The sequence below is a fragment of the Xanthomonas sp. LMG 12462 genome (assembly GCF_009192885.1).
Lineage (GTDB): Bacteria > Pseudomonadota > Gammaproteobacteria > Xanthomonadales > Xanthomonadaceae > Xanthomonas_A > Xanthomonas_A sontii.
This window is the reverse complement of sequence record NZ_NMPP01000006.1, coordinates 1-19,895: the sequence shown is the minus strand read 5'-3', so window position 1 is coordinate 19,895 and position 19,895 is coordinate 1. Positions and strand designations below refer to the sequence as shown.

General features: G+C 66.4%; 6 protein-coding genes. 5 read left to right on the top strand and 1 reads right to left on the bottom strand.

From position 1 onward, the window contains the following. Positions 1–18 precede the first annotated feature (18 nt). Positions 19–1,071 carry a sugar phosphate isomerase/epimerase family protein gene (locus CEK69_RS02030; RefSeq protein WP_152243507.1) on the bottom strand — a complete coding sequence of 351 codons (1,053 nt, stop codon included), beginning with the start codon at positions 1,069–1,071 and terminating at the stop codon, positions 19–21. A 98-nt stretch (positions 1,072–1,169) separates the two neighbouring features. Between CEK69_RS02030 and CEK69_RS02025 the strand changes: the two genes are divergently transcribed. The 5 genes from CEK69_RS02025 to CEK69_RS02005 all read left to right on the top strand — a co-directional run. Continuing rightward, a complete protein-coding gene (locus tag CEK69_RS02025) occupies positions 1,170–2,177 on the top strand; it encodes a LacI family DNA-binding transcriptional regulator (protein ID WP_152243505.1) in 1,008 nt (335 codons plus the stop codon). Positions 2,178–2,388: 211 nt separating this feature from the next. Beyond that, the gene (locus CEK69_RS02020; RefSeq protein ID WP_193313864.1) at positions 2,389–4,356 is read left to right on the top strand and encodes a S9 family peptidase; all 1,968 of its coding nucleotides are present in this window, start codon (positions 2,389–2,391) and stop codon (positions 4,354–4,356) included. Positions 4,357–4,923: 567 nt separating this feature from the next. After that, a complete protein-coding gene (locus CEK69_RS02015) occupies positions 4,924–7,377 on the top strand; it encodes a penicillin acylase family protein (protein ID WP_193313863.1) in 2,454 nt (817 codons plus the stop codon). Next, positions 7,374–9,080 (top strand): cyclic peptide export ABC transporter, encoded by a 1,707-nt coding sequence (locus CEK69_RS02010; RefSeq protein WP_152243501.1) that lies wholly within the window; start codon positions 7,374–7,376, stop codon positions 9,078–9,080. Before CEK69_RS02015 ends, CEK69_RS02010 begins: the two co-directional genes overlap by 4 nt. A gap of 15 nt (positions 9,081–9,095) precedes the next feature. Next, positions 9,096–19,895, top strand: a 10,800-nt coding sequence (locus CEK69_RS02005; RefSeq protein ID WP_152243499.1) for a non-ribosomal peptide synthetase, incomplete at its 3' end; no start/stop codon positions are given.

The window sequence follows — 19,895 nt, the reverse complement described above, 5'->3', positions numbered from 1 at the left end:
TCCCAGGGCGGTAATGACTCAGGTTCCCAGCATGCGGCGCAGCGACGCCGGATCGGCGCCGCTGCCGGCAAAATCGTCGAAGGCGCGTTCGGTCACGCGGATGATGTGGTCGCGAATGAACGCAGCCCCCTCACGCGCCCCATCTTCCGGATGCTTCAGGCAGCACTCCCACTCCAGCACCGCCCAGCCCGGGAAATCGTATTGCGCGAACTTGGAGAAGATCGCCTTGAAATCGATCTGGCCATCCCCGAGCGAACGGAACCGCCCCGGACGATCGATCCAGTCCTGGTAGCCGCCATAGACGCCGCTGCGCGCGCTGGCGCGATACTCCGCGTCCTTGACGTGGAAGATGCCGATGCGCGCGTGGTAGCGATCGATGAAACCCAGGTAGTCCATCTGCTGCAGCAGCAGGTGGCTGGGGTCGTACAGGATATTGGCGCGTGGGTGCTGGTCGACCACGTCGAGGAAGCGCTCGAAGGTGGCGCCGTCGTGCAGGTCCTCGCCCGGGTGGATCTCGAAGCACAGGTCCACGCCGCAGGCGTCGAAGGCATCCAGGATCGGACGCCAGCGCCGGCCGAGTTCGGCGAAGGCTTCTTCCACCAGTCCGGGCGGGCGTTGCGGCCAGGGATAGAAGTAGGGCCAGGCCAGCGCGCCGGAAAACGTGGCATGCGCCGTCAGTCCCAGGCGCTGGCTGGCCTTGGCGGCCAACTGCAGCTGCTCCACCGCCCAGGCCTGGCGGGCGGCGGGGTTGCCGCGCTTGTCCGGCGGTGCGAAGCCGTCGAACAGGCTGTCGTAGGCGGGGTGCACCGCGACCAGCTGTCCCTGCAGGTGGGTGGACAGCTCGGTGATCTGCAGGCCATGCCCGGCCAGCATGCCGGCGAGGTCGTCGCAGTACGCCTGGCTGTGCGCGGCCTGGGCCAGATCGAACAGGTGGGGCGCGCTGGTCGGTACTTGTAGGCCAGAATAGCCCAGGCCCGCGGCCCATTCGGCCAGCGTGTCCAAGCGATTGAAGGGAGGTGTGTCGGCGATGAACTGTGCCAGGAACAGCGCTGGACCCTTGAGCGTCTTCAACGTGATTCGCCCTCATGCAATCGATTGAATCATCCTAGCATGGGCCTCCCGCAAGACCCGTTGTGCACTGCACAGCAAAAAGAAGAAGAGTTCAGTTCATGGCGACAACCATCTACGACATCGCAAAGCACGTCGGCGTCACCGCGGGCACGGTGTCGCGGGCGCTCTCCCGGCCGGAAAAAGTCCTGCCCGCCACGCGCGCGCGCATCGAGCAGGCCGCCGCCGCGCTGGGCTATGTCCCCAACACGGTGGCCAGGACGCTCAAGACCCAGCGCAGCGGCAAGCTCCTGGTCACCGTCCCGGACATCGCCAATCCCTTCTTCGCCCAGATCCTGCAGGGGGCGGAGGACGCCGCGCAGGCGGTCGGCTACGCCGTGCTGCTGGGCGATACCCAGCACCAGCCCGACCGCGAGGAGCGCTACGCGCAGATGCTCCCACGCAACGAGGCGGACGGCCTGATCGTGCTGGGGCACCGCTTGCCGCCGACGGCGCGTGAGATCGTCAAGCAGCAGGGCGGCGCCGCCCCGGTGGTCAACGGCTGCGAGTTCGACCCGGCGCTGGGGATTCCCAGCGTCCACATCGACAATGCGGCCGCCGCGCGCGCCGTGATGGACCACCTGTATGGACTGGGGCACGCGCGGATCGCCGTGGTGGGCGGTCCGCCCGACAATCCCCTGCATCAGCAGCGACTGGAAGGGGTTCGCGCCTGCGCCAAGGCGCGCGGCCGCCTGCGCAACCTGACCGTCGTGCCGGGCGACTTCTCCGTGGAATCCGGCCATGCGGCGGCGATGACGCTGTTGGGTCGTACACCCGCGCCGACCGCGATCTTCTGCTTCAGCGATCAGATGGCACTGGGTGCCCTGGCGGCCTGCCGGGACCTGGGTATCCGCGTGCCGGACGACCTGTCCATCGTCGGCTTCGACGACCTGGCCTCGTCCAGTTACTTCACGCCGCCATTGACGACTATCAGGCAGCCGATGCGGGAGATCGGTGTCCGCGCGGTCAACCTGCTGCTTGCCATCATCGAACGGGTGGACGTGCCGCTGCAGCAGACGCTGGATTTCAGCTTGATGGTGCGCGGGTCGACCGGCGCGCCGAGAGAGTAGGTGACGGCAGGGCGGCGGCGATGCGCCTGATCGGTGCGCGCCGCCGTTTCCGCGGCAGATGACGGGCGTGCGGCCTCCGGTCAGCGCGCTTTTTCAGTTTCCAGCCCCGACGTCGCCGGAGGTCGGCACCCAGCTTCCGGTAGGCCATCGGACAAGCGTCTGGATTAGACTTCACGCGAACGTCACGCCAACAGGAACAGGGGAACAGGGAATGAAGAGGGGACTGCGCGCAGTCGCGTTGTTGTGTCTGCTGGGAGCGGGGAATGCATGGGCGCAGGTGGATCTGGCGCCGTATCTGGTCAAGGAGCAGGTCGAGACACTGAAATTGTCGCCGACTGGCGAATACTATGCGGCGACGGTGCCGCTGGAGGATCGGACCGCGCTGGCGATCATGCGCCGATCCGACAACAAGATCGTCGGCAGCTTCTCGATGGAGAAGAACACGCACGTCTCCGATTTCGTGTGGGCCAACGACACGCGCGTGCTGTTCAACATGGTCCAGAAGATCGGGCAGCGGGACCGGCCCTGGGGCACCGGAGAGCTGTTTGCGATCAACGCCGACGGCGGGGCGGCCGAGCTATTGGTGGGCCAGCGCGTCACCGGCAACGGGCCGGGCACGCTGATCCAGACCAAGAAGGTGGAGAAGGTTGCCGCGTATTTCGTTGGTTCGCTGCCCGGCGACGACCGCAACGTCATCATCCAGGCGCAGCCGTTCAGCACCAGCCAGGATCCTTACAGTCGCACCGAAATCATGGACGTCTATAGCGGCCGCCGGCGCTTGCTGACCGGTTCGCCCAAGGTGCGCGGCGCGGATTTCTACAGCGATGAGCAAGGCAAGGTGCGCTTCGCCTTGGGCGCAGATGCCGACAATGCCAAGAAGCTGTTCTATCGCGATGCGCAGGGCGGCGACTGGAAGCTGATCAACGACGAAAACGTCAGCGCTCACATCGAGACGCCGATCGGCTTTTCCGAGGATGGAAATGTCGCTTACCTACGGGTCGAGCAGGCCAAGGGGAGCGACGTGATCGAGTCCTGGAATGTGGGCAGCGGGGAACGCAAGGTGGTGGCGCGCGATGCACTGGCCGATCCCTATCGGATCATGTATCGCCATGGCACCCGTGTCCCGGTCGGGATCGAGGTGCTGGGCGACAAACCGCGTAGCCTGTTTTTCGATGACGCCTCGCCCGAAGCAAAGACCCAGCGTTCGCTCGAAGCAGCCTTCCCGGGACAGGCGGTCTACGTCACTTCCAGCACGCGCGACGGCCGGCTCAACCTGGTCAACGTACAGTCCGGTCGCAATCCGGGCGAGTTCTACCTGTTCGATACCGTCGCCAAGAAGGCCGATTTCGTGTTCGCGCGCCGTGCCGCACTGCAGGTGCCGAAGCTGGCGGAGGTGCGGCCGATTGCGCTGCAGGCGCGAGATGGTCTGGCGCTGCACGGCTTCGTGACACTGCCGGCGGCGGCCAAATCGGGCAAGGTGCCGATGGTGGTGATGCCGCATGGTGGCCCGTTCGGCGAGTTCGACAAGGGCATGTTCGATGACGATGCGCAGATCCTGGCAAGCGCGGGTTACGCGGTGCTGCAGGTCAATTATCGGGGTTCCGGCAACTACGGGCGCGCGTTCCAGCAGGCCGGCGCCGGCCAATGGGGCGGCAAGATGCAGGACGACCTCACTGACGCCACGCGCTGGGCGATCGACCAAGGCATCGCTGACCCGCAGCGCATCTGCATGTACGGTGCCAGCTATGGCGCCTATGCGTCGTTGATGGGCGTGGCCAAGGAGCCGACGCTGTATCGCTGCGCGGCAGGCTATGTCGGTGTCTACGACCTGCCGATGATGTACGCAAGAGGCGATATCAAGCAACGCGATGGGGGTCAGACCTATCTGCGCGAGTGGCTGGGGTCGACCAGCGAACTGGCCGCGATCTCGCCGGTCAATCTGGCCGACAAGATCAAGGTGCCCGTGTTCCTGGCGGCGGGTGGCGAGGACGAGCGCGCGCCCATCCAGCACTCCAAGAAGATGGAAGCCGCCCTGAAGAAGGCGGGCGTACCGGTGGAGACGCTGTATGTCCCGACCGAAGGCCACGGCTTCTACACCGAGGAGCATCGTCGCGAGTTCTACACCCGGCTGCTGGCGTTCCTGAGCAAGTCGCTGGGCGGTGCGCAGGCCAAGCCGTAGCATCGTGACCATTGCCGCGGCGCCGCCCGAACGCCGGGCGGTTGCTGCGGTGCATTCATAAGAGTGCGTTTCACGGTCGTCCCTGCATTGCTCAGGGATGACGATTCACCGCACCGTTCGGCGACGCCGTTGCGTTCGCAGCAGCCTGTGCGTCCTTGTCGTTGCAGAAGTCGACGGTCGTGCCGCCTACATCGCGTGTTGTCACAACGGTGCCACGTGAACGTCGCGTCGTTTTGTCTACAGATCCCGGCTTTTCTTGCCTCATTGAATCTGCCACCATCGGTTGGCCAGATTCATGCTTGGTTAAGTGCTTGGCACCCGCGCCAGGAAAGATTCTGCAAGACGATGTTTGAAGCGACACCGGCCAGCCATGGGGGGCGGGCGCCGGGGATGTAGCTGAGGAAAACCGGATAACGCATTTCGGGACTGGTAGAGCTGCTGGCGGCTCGGCATTCGCGCGGCTCTGTGTTGCCGCCATCCGTCGCTGGCGAGAGTGTCCATCCCGAGATCGCCACCCGTGTCCTCCTGCGGCGAATGTAGATGGCTCGTGCAGGGAAGCGTGCAACGATGTTCAAACGGTTTCCGTTGTCTTCGCGGTTCTTGGTGTTTCTGCTTCTGCCGCTGGCTGTCGCGGGATGGTGGGGAGTGCGGCAGGTCCGAAGCAGCTTGCCCACGCTGCAGGGACGCGTCGATGTCGTGGATCTGCGAGCGCCGGCGGACGTGCGACGCGACAAGGATGGCGTTCCGATCATCGTGGCGCGCACGGATCACGACGCATTCTTCGCGCTCGGCTATGCCCACGCCCAAGACCGCATGTGGCAACTGGAGTTGCAGCGCCGCATCGCGTATGGCCGTTTGAGCGAGATCTTCGGCAAGCAAATCGTGGAACAGGACATCTGGTTCCGTACCCTGGGCCTGGAGCGTTCCGCACACGACGCCTGGAATGCACTGAGTCCGGAGGCGCAGGATTCGCTGCAGGCGTATGCCGATGGCATCAATGCATGGCTGCAGCGCGATCCGTCGCTGCCGCCGGAATTTGCCCTGTTGCAGATCAAGCCGCAACCGTGGACGGTCTACGACTCGTTGTCCTGGATCAAGGTCTTTGCGCTCAACCTCGGCGGCAACTATCGCGAGGAAATCGAGCGGATGCTGGCGCGGCAGATCCTGGAGCCGCACAAGTACGCGGCCCTGTATCCTGCCGGCGCGGCAGCAGGCGAAGATCTCGGCAAGGCCACGGCGCCGGCCCCCCTGTTGCACTTCCTCAGGTTCCAGGACGATCTGCAGCGCCGATTGGGCCTGGGCGGGCGATATGTCGGCAGCAATGCGTGGGTCGTGTCCGGGCGTCTGACGGCCGACGGCAATCCAATGCTGGCCAATGACCCGCATCTGGGCCTGCAGATGCCATCGCTTTGGTACATGGCGCAGATCAAGGGCGACAGGATCGATGCACGCGGCGCGACCCTGGTCGGGCTGCCGCTGGTGATCTTCGGGCGTAACCAGCACATCGCCTGGGGTGGCACCAACTTCATGGCGGATGCGCAGGATCTGTATCTGGAACAGGTCGATCCCGACGACACGGGGCGCTACCTCACCGAGCACGGCTGGGAGCGATTCGACACCTCGGTGGAATCGATCCAGGTGCGCCAGGATTTTCCGGCGTTCCTGCGATCGCCGTTGCGTCCGCTGCGCATTCATGTGCGTCGCACGCGGCATGGGCCGGTCGTGAGCGACCTGTTCAAGGTATTCGACCAGCCGGTGGCCTTGCGCTGGACTGCCTTGGACAAGGACGACACGTCCTACGAAAGCTTCTACAAGCTCAACTATGCGCACGATTGGGCATCGTTTCGCGATGCGGCGGGCGCGCTCGTCGCGCCGGCCCTGAACCTGCTCTACATCGACCGTGATGGAAACATCGGGCACGTCGCGGCGGGGCGTGTCCCGGTGCGGCGCAGCGGCCGCGGCGATCTGCCGGCGCCTGGATGGAACACCACCCGGGAGTGGATCGGCCATCTGTCGCCCGAGCAGTTGCCAAGCCGCTACAACCCGACCGACGGCTATCTCGTGTCGGCCAACGAGAGGTTCTTCGGCGAAGATTATCCCCATTACATCGGCGATGACTGGGCGCAGCCGGATCGCGCTCGGCGGATCGAGCAGCGGCTCAAGGCATTGATCGCGCACGGGACGCCGGTCACCGCCGAGGCGATGGGCAGCATCCAGAACGACACCGTCAGCGAGCCCGCGCGGCGCCTGCTCGCGCGGCTGCTGCGTCACCATCCCAGCAATCAGCAGCAACGCGACGCCTTCGTCTTTCTGCGCGGCTGGAACGGCGACATGGCGCGATCCAGCCAGGCCGCCTCGATCTTCAATGCCTGGGTGCGCACGCTCCGCCGCGAACTGATGGCAGACGAGTTGCGTACCGACTTCAACCAAGAGACCCAGGGGCGCTACGTCAAGAGCATCGCCGACAACCTGGACCTGGATGCGCTCGGTCGGCTGCTGGTGGACGGTCCGCACAGCTGGTGCGGAGATACCGAGATGCCGGCCCAGCGTTGCGACGACGTGATCGATGCATCGCTGAACGACGCACTGTGGGATCTACGCAAGATGGCGGGCGATACCGACATGCATGGGTGGAAGTGGGGCGATCTGCACGCCACGGTGTACCGGCACACTCCGTTCAGCGGCATCAACGTGGTCCGCAGCGTGTTTGAGCGCAGGATCGGCAACGGCGGTTCGCCCGACACGGTCAATGTCGCGTCCTACAGCTACGACAAGTCGGGGCGGTTCATCCAGGACTTCGGGCCTGGCTTCCGCCAGGTGATCGGCATGGGCAAGGCGCCGGATGTCCACTTGTACATGAATTCCACCGGTCAGTCGGGGAATGTGGCCAGCACGCACTACGACGACATGGTCGAACACTTCCGCGACGGGCAGCTGTCGCGCTGGCCGCAGTCCGGACAGGCGACCACCCGGTTGCAGCTGGTTCCGGCGAACGCTGCGGCGGGAGCGGTGTCGCGATGAATCTGCTCGGCGCATTCGCACGGCGTGCACCGAACAGGGTCTTCCTGTCGATCGTGCTTGGCGCCATCGCCGGGATCTGCTATTCGCTGATCATTCCGCTGGTGCTGGATGCGATCGATCCGGCCAAGGACAAACTGGCGAAGGTCAATCCCGACATCGGCGTCCTGTTTTCCTGGCAGATCTCCAACTACCGGCACGCGCTGGCCTTCGTCGCGCTCTGCGCGGTCATCCTGGTGGCGCGGACCGGCTCGCAGGTGATCCTGACCCGGATCTCGATGGATGTGACCACGGATCTGCGCACCCGGATGTACCGGCGCATCGCCAATGCGCCCATTGCCGCGCTCGAACGCATCGGCATGCCGAGGCTCATCGCCTCGATCACCTCCGATGTTCCCGTGATCATCGCCGGCGCCAGGCTGTTGCCGGAAGTCCTGACCAATGTCGTGACCTTGGTCGGGATGCTGGGGTTCCTGCTCTATCTCAATTCCAGCGTGTTCTGGTTCGTACTGGGCTGCATCTTTTTCGGCATGCTCACCTATCAGCTGCCGATGGTGATCGGTCGGCGCTACCTGGTCCGTGCCCGGCGTCACCTGGATGGCCTGCACGAATCGATTCGTGGCCTGGTGCATGGCGCCAAGGAGCTCAAGCTGCACCGCGACAAGCGCGAGGATTACTTCGCGCATGTCCTGGCCGCGAACGAAACGCTGGTGCGCGAGACCGCAAAGACCGGGCACTCGATCATGAGCGTCGCCATCAACTACGGCGGCCTCATCGTGTTCTTCGTGATCGGCTCGGTCAGTTTCGTCTTCGTCAACCACCATGCGATCACCAGTCAGGAACTGAGCGGCGTGATCATGGCCCTTCTCTACGTCGCCGGGCCGATCGGTGCGCTCCTGAACTTCGTGCCGCAGTTCACCACGGCGAAGATCGCACTGAAGAAGTTCAACGAGCTGTTCGAACGCATTCCTGAAGAGCAGGTCGACCACACCGCGCCGGTGAAGCGCGACTGGTCGACGCTGCGTTTCGACCGGGTGGTGTACCGCTATCCCGACCGGGCCGACGAGCGCGGCTTCCATGTCGGGCCACTCAGCTTCGAGCTCAGGCGCGGGGAGATCACCTTAATCGTGGGCGGCAATGGATCCGGGAAATCCACGCTCAGCAAGCTGGCGACGCTGCATTATCTGCCGGCAGAAGGGCAGATCAGCTTCGATGCCGAGCCCGTCGATGCCGCCAACATTTCCGGTTACCGCCGGGGGATCGCCGCGATCTATTCCGACTATTACCTGTTCGATCGTCCGCTTGGCGTCGATCCGCAGGTCGTGGCGCCGATGGTCGAGGACTATCTGCGCGAGTTCGCCCTTGACCGCAAGGTGTCGTTCGCGCAGGGGCGCTTTTCGACCCTGGCCCTGTCCGATGGACAGAAGCGCCGACTCGCCTTGGTGGTGGCGATGCTGGAGGACGCGGAAATGTACGTGTTCGACGAATGGGCGGCCGACCAGGATCCGGAATTCAAGGAGGTCTTCTACAAACGGATCCTTCCCGAGCTGAAGGCGCGGGGCAAGACGGTGCTGGCCATTTCCCACGACGATCGCTATTTCGGCCAGGCCGATCGGCTGATCGTGATGCGCGATGGCCTGATCGTGAGCGAGGCGCATGCCGCGCCGCTGGGCGAACGGGCGCTTCCCGAAGCGCTGGCGCAATAGGGTACGGAGAGCGGAATGGACGCAGCGACCCTTGAATTTCCGCTGACGCTGGCGCAGTCGGACATCTACTTCGATCAGCAGCGCTACCCCGACGATCCGATCTACAACATCGGCGGCTATATCCGGATGGGCGCGATGGACGCGCAGGTGCTGCGTCAGGCGCATGCGCGTCTGGTGGAAGGCGACGACGCCTTCGGCTTGCGCATCCGTGCCACCCGCGAGGGCATCGTGCAGTACGTCGCGTCGGTGCGGACGACTCGGCTGGAGGAAAAGGATTTCTCCGACGCGCTGGACCCTGCTGCAGCCGCGTTGGCATGGCTCGACGATCGCTTTCGCGAAGCCTTCGTGCTGTACGAGCAGGAATTGTACAGGGCCTGGATCCTGCGCTTGTCCGCCGAGGAAACCTGGTACTGCGTGATCGCACACCACCTGATCATCGATGGCTGGGGCTTCGCCAACCTGGCCAGAAAGCTGGGATGCCATTGCCGAGGAGACGTCACGGAGCGACCGCCCGGCTTGCACTCGGTGGCGGCCGACGATGTCGGCTATGTGGACAGCCCCCGCTACCAGGACGACGCACGCCACTGGAAGTCACGCGTGGCAACGGCGCCCGAGCCTCTGCTGCAGGCCTATCATCGCCCGCGCTATCGGTCCGGGACGGCAATTCCCAGTGGACGCGAGACGGTGTCCATGCCGGCATCCGAGTATGCCGCGGTGCAGGCCTTGGCCGAGCGTTACCGCGTTGGTGTGCCGCAGGTGTTGCTGGGCGTCTTTGCGCTTTGCGCCGGGGCACAGGGCGATCGCGACCGTTTCCTGATCGGATTGCCGGTCCACAATCGCAGGGGCCAGGTCCAGAAGCAGGCCATCGGCGTCTATACCGGCATGATGCCGTTGGCCGTCGAGCTGGCACCGCACATGGCATTCGGCGAGCTGGTACGCGCGCTGTCGGAACGGCAACGCGCCGACTACCGGCATCAGCGCTATCCAGTCGGACATCTGTGCCGGGATCTCGGCATTTCCGGAAGCGATGCCACGGTCTTCGATGTCAGTTTCAACTACCTCAAGCTCGATAGCCGTTTCGAGATCGGCGGCCACGCCGCCTCGATCCACTACCTGAGCCATGGTTTCAGTCAGACGCCGCTGGCGTTGACCGTCTGGGAATACGGACAGACGCAGCCGGTCGAGTTTCATTTCGACTACAACCTGGCCTATCTGGAGCCAGCCGAGTCGCAGCGGTTCGCAGCCCGCTTCCAGCATGCGCTGAGCCGCCTGCTGCAGGCGCCGGAGCTGCGTATGGGCGATCTGTCGGCGTTGCCGCCGCAGGAAGCGCAGGTGGCGTCCGGGCTTGCCTGTGGCCCCCGCAAGGAGGTCGCCGAGGTCCTGGTGCATCGTGTGTTCGAAGCGCATGCGCGTAACCAACCTGATGCGATCGCCGTCGTTGACGAGCAGGGAAGCCTCTCCTATGCCGAGCTGAATCGTCAGGCAAACCGATTGGCGCACCGGTTGATCGCGCGCGGCGCGGCGCCGGATCGGCCCGTCGCGGTGTGCACGGAGCGGCGGCGGGAATTGCTGGTCGGCATACTGGCCGTGCTGAAGGCGGGCAGTGCCTACCTGCCCATCGATCCGGTGCAGCCCGATGCACGGATCGCGGCGATGCTCTCCGATGCAGAGCCGTTGCTGGTCCTGGTGTCGGCATCGACCGAGGGGCGCTTGGCCGGACTGGTGGGCATGGAAGCTGTCCTGGTCCTGGAAGAGGCGATGCAGACGCCGTCGGCATCTGACGCCGCCGCCGACACCGATCCGCGCATCCTGGGGCTGGAGGCCGGGCACCTGGCCTACATCATCTATACCTCGGGCTCCAGCGGAACGCCCAAGGGCGTGATGCTCACGCATGCGGGACTGGCCAATCTGGCGCTGACCCTGCAGGACACGTATGCGCTGGACGCGAACGATCGGGTGCTGCAGTTCTCTTCGATCGGGTTCGACGCGGCGACCTGGGACTGGGCCAGGACCTTGGTTGCCGGTGCGACGCTCTATCTGTGCCCGGAAACGGTGCGTGGCTCCGGTGAGCAGCTTTCCGACTACCTGCAGCAGCATGCCATCAGCCATGCATTGATTCCGCCGGCGGCGCTGGCGCATGTGGATGCGTCGCGGCACTACCGGTTGCGCTCGCTGATCGTCGGCGGCGAAGCCTGCGATCCGACGCTGGCAAGCACGTGGGCGGCGAAGTGCCGCCTGTTCAACGCCTATGGCCCGACCGAGGCCACGGTCGCGGTCAGCCAGGCCCTCCTGGGTCCGTCCGATCAGGTCAGTATCGGCTCGCCCTTGCCCAACACCGAACTGCGGATCGTGGACCGCCATGGTGGCGTCGCGCCGATCGGTGCGGCCGGTGAGCTTTGGATCTCCGGCGTCGGCCTGGCGCGCGGCTATGTCGGTCAGCCCGACGCCACCGCACAGCGCTTCGTCGTTGGGCAGGGCGTCCTGGCCGGGCGGCGTTGGTACCGCACTGGTGACCGCGCGCGCTGGCGGGCGGACGGTCAGCTGGAGTTTCTCGGGCGTCTGGACGACCAGCTCAAGGTGCGCGGGTTCCGCATCGAGCCGGGCGAGATCGAGGCCGCCCTGCATGCCATGCCGGAAGTACTGTCCGCCGCAGTGGGCGCAGCGGGAGAGGGCATGCAGCGCCGGGTGATCGCGTACGTGTGCGTCGTCGCTCCTCCCACCGGTGTAGATGCGCGGCACGCCCTGTTTGCCGAACTGCGCCGGCGATTGCAGCGACGATTGCCCGACTACATGGTGCCGGCGCAATGGGTGCTGATGCAGCGGATGCCGCTCAACGCCAACGGCAAGATCGACCGGCGCGCATTGCCGTCACCCGATCAGGAAGGCAGCGCGGACGCGCAGCCGCAGACCGATGCCGAACGCCAGGTGCTGCGTATCTGGTGCGCACTGCTGGGTGCGGATCAGGTTGGCATCGACACCGACTTCTTCGCGGCGGGAGGACATTCGTTGTTGGCGTCGCGGCTGGCGGCTGAGCTGTCGGCCTACTTTGCCCGGGATGTCACGCTGCGGTTCGTGTTCGAGCACCGCTCGATTCGCGCCCAGGCGCAGCATGTGGCGCCACTGGCGGAAACGCAGCGCGCCATGGTCCGCGCACAGGCACGCGATCTGCTGCCGCTGTCGCTCCTGCAACAGCGCTTGTGGCTGGACGATCGCGTCGAAGGCGCGAATGCGCAGTACAACATCCCGGTCGGCCTGCGTCTGCGTGGCGCCTTGCACCTGCCGGCGCTGCAGGCGGCGCTGCAGGCGGTGGTCGACCGCCACGATGTGTTGCGATCCAGTATCCGCGAAAGGCATGGCCACGTGGTCCAGCATGCTGTCCCGGTGCTGCTGCCAACGCTGCCCGTGATCGATGCCGGTGGCCCCGGCCAGGCGGATCTGATCTTTGCGCATTGGCGTGCGGAGGCGGCGGTCCCGTTCGATCTCGCCGAACCGCTGAAACTGCGCGCCAGCCTGCTCGAAGTGGCGCCCGACGACCATGTGCTGTTGCTGACCCTGCACCATATCGCCGCCGATGGCGGATCGATGCGCACGCTGGTTGCCGATCTGAACGCTGCCTATCGCGATGCGGTGCGCGGATGCCCGACGGCATTGCCCGCGTTGCCGTTGCAGTATGCGGACTACGCGGCCTGGGAGCGGCAGGACGTGGCGGTTGCCGAACGCACGCAGTCGCTGGCGTTCTGGCGTGAGGCGTTGCAGCGAGCGCCATCGCTGCATCGCCTGCCGCTGGATCGGCCACGGCCGCTGCGCTATGCCGGCCTGGGCGCACACTTCCATACGCTGATCGACGCGGCGACCGTGCAACGGTTGGAGGCCTTTGCCGCTCGCTGCGAGACCACCTTGTTCATGGCGTTGCATGCGCTCCTGGCATTGACCATCGGTCGCTGGAGCGACGAGCAGGATGTGCTGGTGGCGACGCCGGTGGATTGCCGGGAGCATCCGGCCACCGAGTCGATGATCGGCCTGTTCGTCAACACGCTTCCGCTGCGTACCGATCTGTCCGGCATGCCGACCTTCGAGCAGCTGCTGAATCGCTGCAGGATCGCGACGTTCGCGGCGCTGGCGCATCGCAATCTGCCCTTCGACGATGTGGTGCAGGCAGCGGCACCGGAGCGCACGCCCGGGGCGATGCCCCTGTGCCAGATCCTGTTCTCGCTGGATAACGCACCGTTGCCGGCGTTCGCTTTGCCGGACCTCGACGTGACCGCGATCGAAGACGAACGGCAGCCATTGCCGCTCAACTTCGACCTGGATATCGCCGCGGAGCGGCGCGATGACGCGCTGCGGGTGCGCTGGCACTACCGGCCGGAACTGTTCGACGCGGCTACCGTCGCACGCTTCGCCGAGTCGTTCCACCAGTTGCTTGCCGCCGCCCTGGCGCAACCGCAAGCGCCCGTGCACGGACTGGAGATGCTGGCCGACAGCGAACGCGGTGCCCTGCGCGAACTGGAAGGGCAAGGCGTCCACGTGGCCGGTGCTGCGCCGGTCTTCGTGCGGGTGGAGGACGTCGCACGCGCGCATCCCACCGCCGTGGCGATCGTCGACGACGCGCGGACCGTGTGCTACCAGGAACTGGAGCGCGAGTCCAACCGATTGGCGCACTGGCTGCGCAGTGCGGGTGCCGGGCAGGGGAAGCGGATCGGCCTGTACCTGCCACGCAGCTGGCGGCTGCCGTGGGCGGTCCTGGCGACGCTCAAGACCGGGGCGGCGTATGTGCCGTTGGACCCGGGGCTGCCGGCGGCCCGCCTGCAGCAGATCGTGCAGGCCTCCGCCCTGCACGCGGTGGTGACCCTGGATCATCTGCGTGACCAGCCTGCGCTGGCCGGCACTCACGTGATGGTGGTGGACGATACGGCGGGCCTGGCGGCTCTGGCGGCGCAGGACGCCGAGGCACCGGCGGTGCACGTCCGGGCCGACGATCCTGCCTATCTGATCTTCACCTCCGGGTCCACCGGTTTCCCGAAGGGGGTGAAGGTCGGGCATGGCGCGTTGTCGGCCTATCTGGCCGGGTTGCAGCAGGTCTATGCGATCGCGCATGAGGACCGGTTATTGCAGTTCTCTGCGTTCAACTTCGATGTCTTCGTCGAAGAATGCCTGATGGCGCTTTGCCATGGCGCCTGCCTGGTGATCCGCGACGATGCCAGTGCCGAATCGGCCGATGCGTTCTGGCGCTTCGTGGACCTGCATGCGCTGAGCGTGCTCAATCTGCCGACCGCGTTCTGGCATCTGTTGGCCGATACGTTGACAGAGGACGCGGTGGCAATCGCCAGCCGCCATGTTCGCCTGTGCGTGGTGGGTGGCGAAGCGGTGCGCCCCGCCAGCATCCTGCGCTGGTGCGAGGCGATGCCTGCGACCTTGCGCCTGCTCAATGGCTATGGGCCGACCGAGGCCACTGTCACGGCGACGGTGGCCGAGTTGTCGGCGTCTGCTGCGATCGTGCCGGTGGCGCCCATCGGTCGGCCGTTGCCGCATGTGCGCTGCCTGGTGCTGGATGGCAACGGTCAGCGTGTGCCGCGCGGCGTTTCCGGCGAACTGTACCTGGGCGGCGCCGCGCTGGCGCTTGGCTACGCTGGCGACGATGTGTTGACGGCGCAGCGCTTCGTCTCGCTGGCCGCCGAGCCGGGGCGTTGGTACCGCACCGGCGATCGGGTGCGCTGGGCACAGGACGGGCAACTGCAGTTCCTTGGCCGCGCCGACGAGCAGGTCAAGATTCGCGGCTATCGCATCGAGTTGGGCGAGGTCCGGGCGCGGCTGGACGCGCTTGCCTGGGTGCGCGAGTCGGTGGTACTGGCGGTAGAGCATCCTGCCGGGACGCGCTTGGCGGCCTATCTGGTCGCGGCAGACGTCCACCTCGCGCCTGTAGCAGTCGTGGAGCGCGTGCGCGATGCACTGGCGCAGCAGTTGCCGCACTACATGATCCCGATGATCGTGCCGATGGCGCGGTTTCCGTTGACCGCCAACGGCAAGATCGATCTGCGTGCATTGCCGCCCGCGCTGGTGTCGGAAGTGGCGTCGCCGGTAGCACCGCAGACGGCCATCGAGCGGACCCTGCTGGCGCTCTGGGAGCGCCTGCTCGGGCTGGACCGGGTGGGCGTCGAGGAAGATTTCTTCGCATTGGGCGGTCATTCGTTGCTGGCCGCGCGCCTGGCGGCGGAGGCGAGCCGGGCCCTGGGCCATCCCGTCCCGGCGCGCGCGGTTTTCGAACATCCCAGCGTGCGGCGCCTGGCTGCGCATCTCGAGCGTTCCTCGTCCGCCGCCGCCGTGCTGCCCGCCATTGCGCGGGCAGCCGTCGACGACGATGCGCCGCTGTCGCCGGCGCAGGAGCGGCTGTGGTTCCTGGCGCAGTTGGAACCGGCGTCCCGTGCCTATCACATGCATGCCGCCCTGCAACTGCAGGGGACGCTCGATGTCGCCGCCTTGCGGTCCGCCTTCGTTGCGGTCGTGGCGCGGCATTCGGTGCTGCGTAGCCGGTTCCCGGAAAAGGACGGTCGGCCGCGTCAGGTGACGGATGCAGAGGCCGACAGCGCGTTCGAATGGCATGTCCACGACGGCGCGACCGCGCACCAGCGCACCGAGGCCGAGCGCGTGCTGGAGCGGAGCTTCGACCTGCAACACGGGCCGCTGCTGCGGATCGCGCTGTTGCGGGAGGATCATGGCACCCATCTGCTGCATATCGCCGTGCACCACATCGTGTTCGATGGCTGGTCGATGCGTGTGCTGATGGACGAACTGGGTGCGCTGTATGCCGCGCACCGGGACGGCCGCGACGCATCGCTGCCGGCGCTCGCCTTGCGCTACGTGGACTATGCCGTCTGGGAGCGGGACTGGCTGAGCAGTCCTGAGGCGACGTTCCAGGAACGGGCATGGGCCGAGAGGCTGGACGGCGCGCCGTTGTTGTCCACGTTTCCAGCGGATCGTCCGCGGCCGGCCCAGGCCGGCGGGACCGCAGGCACGTTGCCGGTCGCATTCGACGCCGCACAGACACAGGCGCTGCAGGCCTTCAGCCGTCGCCACGGGGTCACCCTGTTCACCACGGTCCTCGCCAGTTGGGCGGCAGTTCTGGCGCGGATGAGCGGGCAGCAGGAGATCGTGCTGGGCACGGCCACGGCCAATCGCGATGCCGACGCGGTTGCCGGCATGATCGGGCTGTTCGTCAATTCGCTACCGCTGCGCCTGGACATGCGTCGCGACCTGGACGTCGCCGGATGGCTCGCCCAGGTGCGTGCACAGCTGCTGGACGCGCAGCAGCGGCAACGGCTGCCGCTCGAACGCGTGGTGGAGGTGGCAGCGCCAGTGCGCAGCCTCGCCCACAGTCCGTTGTTCCAGGTGTTCGTGGCCTGGCAGGACGGCGATGTGGCCGATCTGGAGCTTGCCGGCGTGCGGGCCACGGCGCTGCCTGTTGCGGCGGCCGGCGACGCGAAATTCGATGTCAGCCTGGTCGTCGGCGAATCCGCCGACGGCCTTTCCGGCCTGATCGAGTACGCCGAGGCCCTGTACGAGCGGCAGACGGTGGAGGGCTGGCTGACGGCGTGGCGGTGCCTGCTGGATGCAATGCTGCGGGACGATCACGCCGCAGTGCAGACCCTGCCGCTGATGCAGCAGGCGCAGCGTCAGCGTCTGCTCCAGGACTGGGCGGGGCGTCCGCGCGCCTATGCCGATGCCCTGCGCCTGGAGCAGCGTTTCGCGCAGCAGGTCGCACGCGCGCCCGACGCGATCGCCGTGGTCGATGGCGAGCTTCGTTGGACCTACGCCCAACTCGACGCACACGCTGCCACATTGGCGCAGCGGCTGCAGGGCCAGGGATTGCGCGCGGGCGGTCGGGTCGCGCTCGCGCTGCCGCGATCGGCGTGGCTGTTGGCCGCGCAACTGGCGACGCTGCGATGCGGCGGTGCCTATGTGCCGCTGGATCTGGATGCGCCGCCGCGGCGGCGTGCGTTCATGCTCGAGGACAGTGCGGCCTGTCTGCTGCTGCGGTCGACGGACCAGGACATGCCGGTGCAGGGCGTGGCCATCGACGTGCTGCTGGGTGCTGCCGCACCGGTTCCGACCTGGGCGTCGTCCGCAGCAGGACTCGATGCGGTCGCCTACGTGATGTACACCTCCGGGTCCAGCGGGCAGCCGAAAGGCGTGGCCATCACCCATCGCGGCATTCGACGCCTGGTGGTGGAAGGCGATTACACCGAGTTCGGCCCTGGTGACTGCATCGCCTTCGCCGCCAATCCGGCGTTCGATGCCAGCACCATGGAAGTGTGGGCAGCCTTGCTCAACGGCGGTCGCGTGGCGATCGCGGACCGGGACACGGTGCTGGAGCCTGCGCGTTTCGGCGCGTTCCTGCAGCGCGAAGCGGTCACGGTGCTGTGGCTCAGCGTCGGCTTGTTCAACCAGTATGCCGATGCGATCGGACAGGCCTTGGGCGCGCTGCGTTGTTTGCTGATCGGCGGCGACGTGCTCGATGCGGCCATCGTCGCTCGCTTCCTGCAGCGGCACCGGCCCGCGCAGTTGTTGAATGGCTACGGCCCGACCGAGACGACCACCTTTGCCGCGACCTATGCGATACCTTCGGTTGTCCCGGGGCAGTCGATCCCAATCGGACGCCCGATCCGCAATACCCGTCTCTATGTGCTGGATGCGGCGCAGCAACCCGTCCCCGTCGGGGCCATCGGCGAGCTGTACATCGGTGGCGACGGTGTCGCCGCAGGCTACGTCAATCTGCCGGACCTGACCGCCGAACGCTTTCTGCTCGATCCGTTCGCCGCCGACAGCGGACGTATGTACCGCAGCGGCGATCTGGCGCGCTGGCGTGCAGACGGGATGCTCGAATTCGTCGGGCGCAGGGATGGCCAGGTCAAGCTGCGCGGATTCCGCATCGAGCTGGCGGGTGTGCAATCCTGTCTGGCGGCACATCCGTCGGTGCGCGCATCGGTCGTCATCGCGTCCGGTGGCGCGGAGGACAAGCGCCTGCTGGCCTACTGGGTGGCCGCCGACGATGCGGCGGCGTCCCCCGCCGAACTGCGCGCCCACATGGCCGAGCATCTGCCGGACTACATGATTCCAGCAGCCTTCGTGCAACTGGATGCGTTGCCGCTCACCGCCAACGGCAAGATCGATCGGCGCCGGCTGCCGGAACCGCAGGCCGCGGATGGCCTGGCAGAACCGGCTTCCGCGACCGAGCGGCTGGTGGCCGGCATCTGGCAACAGGCACTGCGCCGATCGTCCATCGATGTGGAGCAGGACTTCTTTGCGCTCGGTGGGCATTCGCTGCTGGCGATGCGTCTCGCTGGCCAGATCGGCCAGGCGTTGGGGCGGCGGGTGCCGGTGAGGGCGCTGTTCGAGCACCCCAGCGTGCGCCGCCTGGCGCAGCATCTGGACACTGCGGTCGTGGAGCCGATGCAGCCCATCGCTGCCGAGCCCGGCCGCGTCTGCGCACCGCTGTCGTTCGCGCAGCGGCGGATCTGGTTCGCCGACCAGTTGGAAGGTGGCAGCACCCAATACAACGTGCCCTGCGCATTGCGCCTGCGCGGGGTCCTGGATCTCGCTGCGCTGCAGGCGACGTTGGATGCGTTGGTGGCAAGGCATGCGGTGTTGCGCACGGTGTACGCCGTCGAACACGGCGAGCCGGTGCAGCGGGTGTTGCCGCCATCACCCGTGCCGTTGGCCAGACTCGATCTGGCCGCGATCGCGCGTTCCGAACTGGACATGCACGTCGCCCAACTCCTGCGAGACGAGGCGTCCGCCGCGTTCGACCTCTCCGCCGACATCATGCTGCGTGGCGCGCTGGTCGACCTAGCGGTGGAAGAACATCTGTTGCTGTTGACACTGCACCACATCGCCAGCGACGGCGAATCGATGGGCGTAGTGGTGCGGGAGTTCGGTGCGTTGTATCGCGCGTTCCGCAGCGGTGCTGCCGATCCCTTGCCGCCATTGCCCGTGCAATATGCCGATTACGCGGTCTGGCAGCAGAACTGGTTGGGCACCGATGCCGCTGCGGGCTTGCGTGCGCATTGGCGCGAACGTCTGCAGGGTGTGCCGCCGGTGCATGCGTTGCCGCTGGATCGGCCGCGACCGCTGCAGCAGGACTTCGTGGCCGAGGCGGTCGAGTGCTGGCTGCCATCGCCGTTGTTGCAGGCATGCAAGGCATTCGCCGCTGCCCATGACGCCACCGTCTTCATGGTGTTGCAGGCGGCGCTCGCGGCGCTGCTGTCGCGGTGGAGCGGCGAGCGCGACATCGTGGTCGGTACGCCGGTCTCTGGACGCACGCTGCAGGAAGTCGAGCCGCTGATCGGGTTTTTCGTCAATACGGTCGCCCTGCGGACAGAGCTTTCTGCCGGCACTGGATTCGCTGAATTGCTTGCGCAGGTGCGCGAACGCGCCCTGGCCGCGTTCGCGCACCAGGACCTGCCCTTCGACCTGGTCGTCGACGATCTCAGACCGGAACGCACGCTGGCCTACAACCCGGTATGCCAGATCAAGTTCGTACTGCAGACCCAGGAGACCGGCGATCTGTCCTTGCCTGGGCTGGACGTGGAGCAGATCGAGCTTGGCGTTGACAGCATTCGCTTCGATTTCGATGTCACCGCGATCGAGGTCGAGGGGCGGCTGCGCATGTACTGGAGCTTCCAGACCGCACTGTTCGACGCGGTCACCGTGCAGCGCATGGCGCAGGCCTATGTTTGCCTGTTGCAGGCCGCACTGGCATCCCCCGCGCTGCCGTTCGAGCGTCTCCCGCTGCAAGGCAATGCCGCCACGCAGGCACTGCTG

Bases quoted from the DNA above. Each gene is read 5' to 3' on its own strand.
- CEK69_RS02025 (WP_152243505.1), top strand. From the start codon at position 1,170: ATGGCGACAACCATCTACGACATCGCAAAGCACGTCGGCGTCACCGCG.
- CEK69_RS02020 (WP_193313864.1), top strand. From the start codon at position 2,389: ATGAAGAGGGGACTGCGCGCAGTCGCGTTGTTGTGTCTGCTGGGAGCG.
- CEK69_RS02010 (WP_152243501.1), top strand. From the start codon at position 7,374: ATGAATCTGCTCGGCGCATTCGCACGGCGTGCACCGAACAGGGTCTTC.
- CEK69_RS02015 (WP_193313863.1), top strand. From the start codon at position 4,924: ATGTTCAAACGGTTTCCGTTGTCTTCGCGGTTCTTGGTGTTTCTGCTT.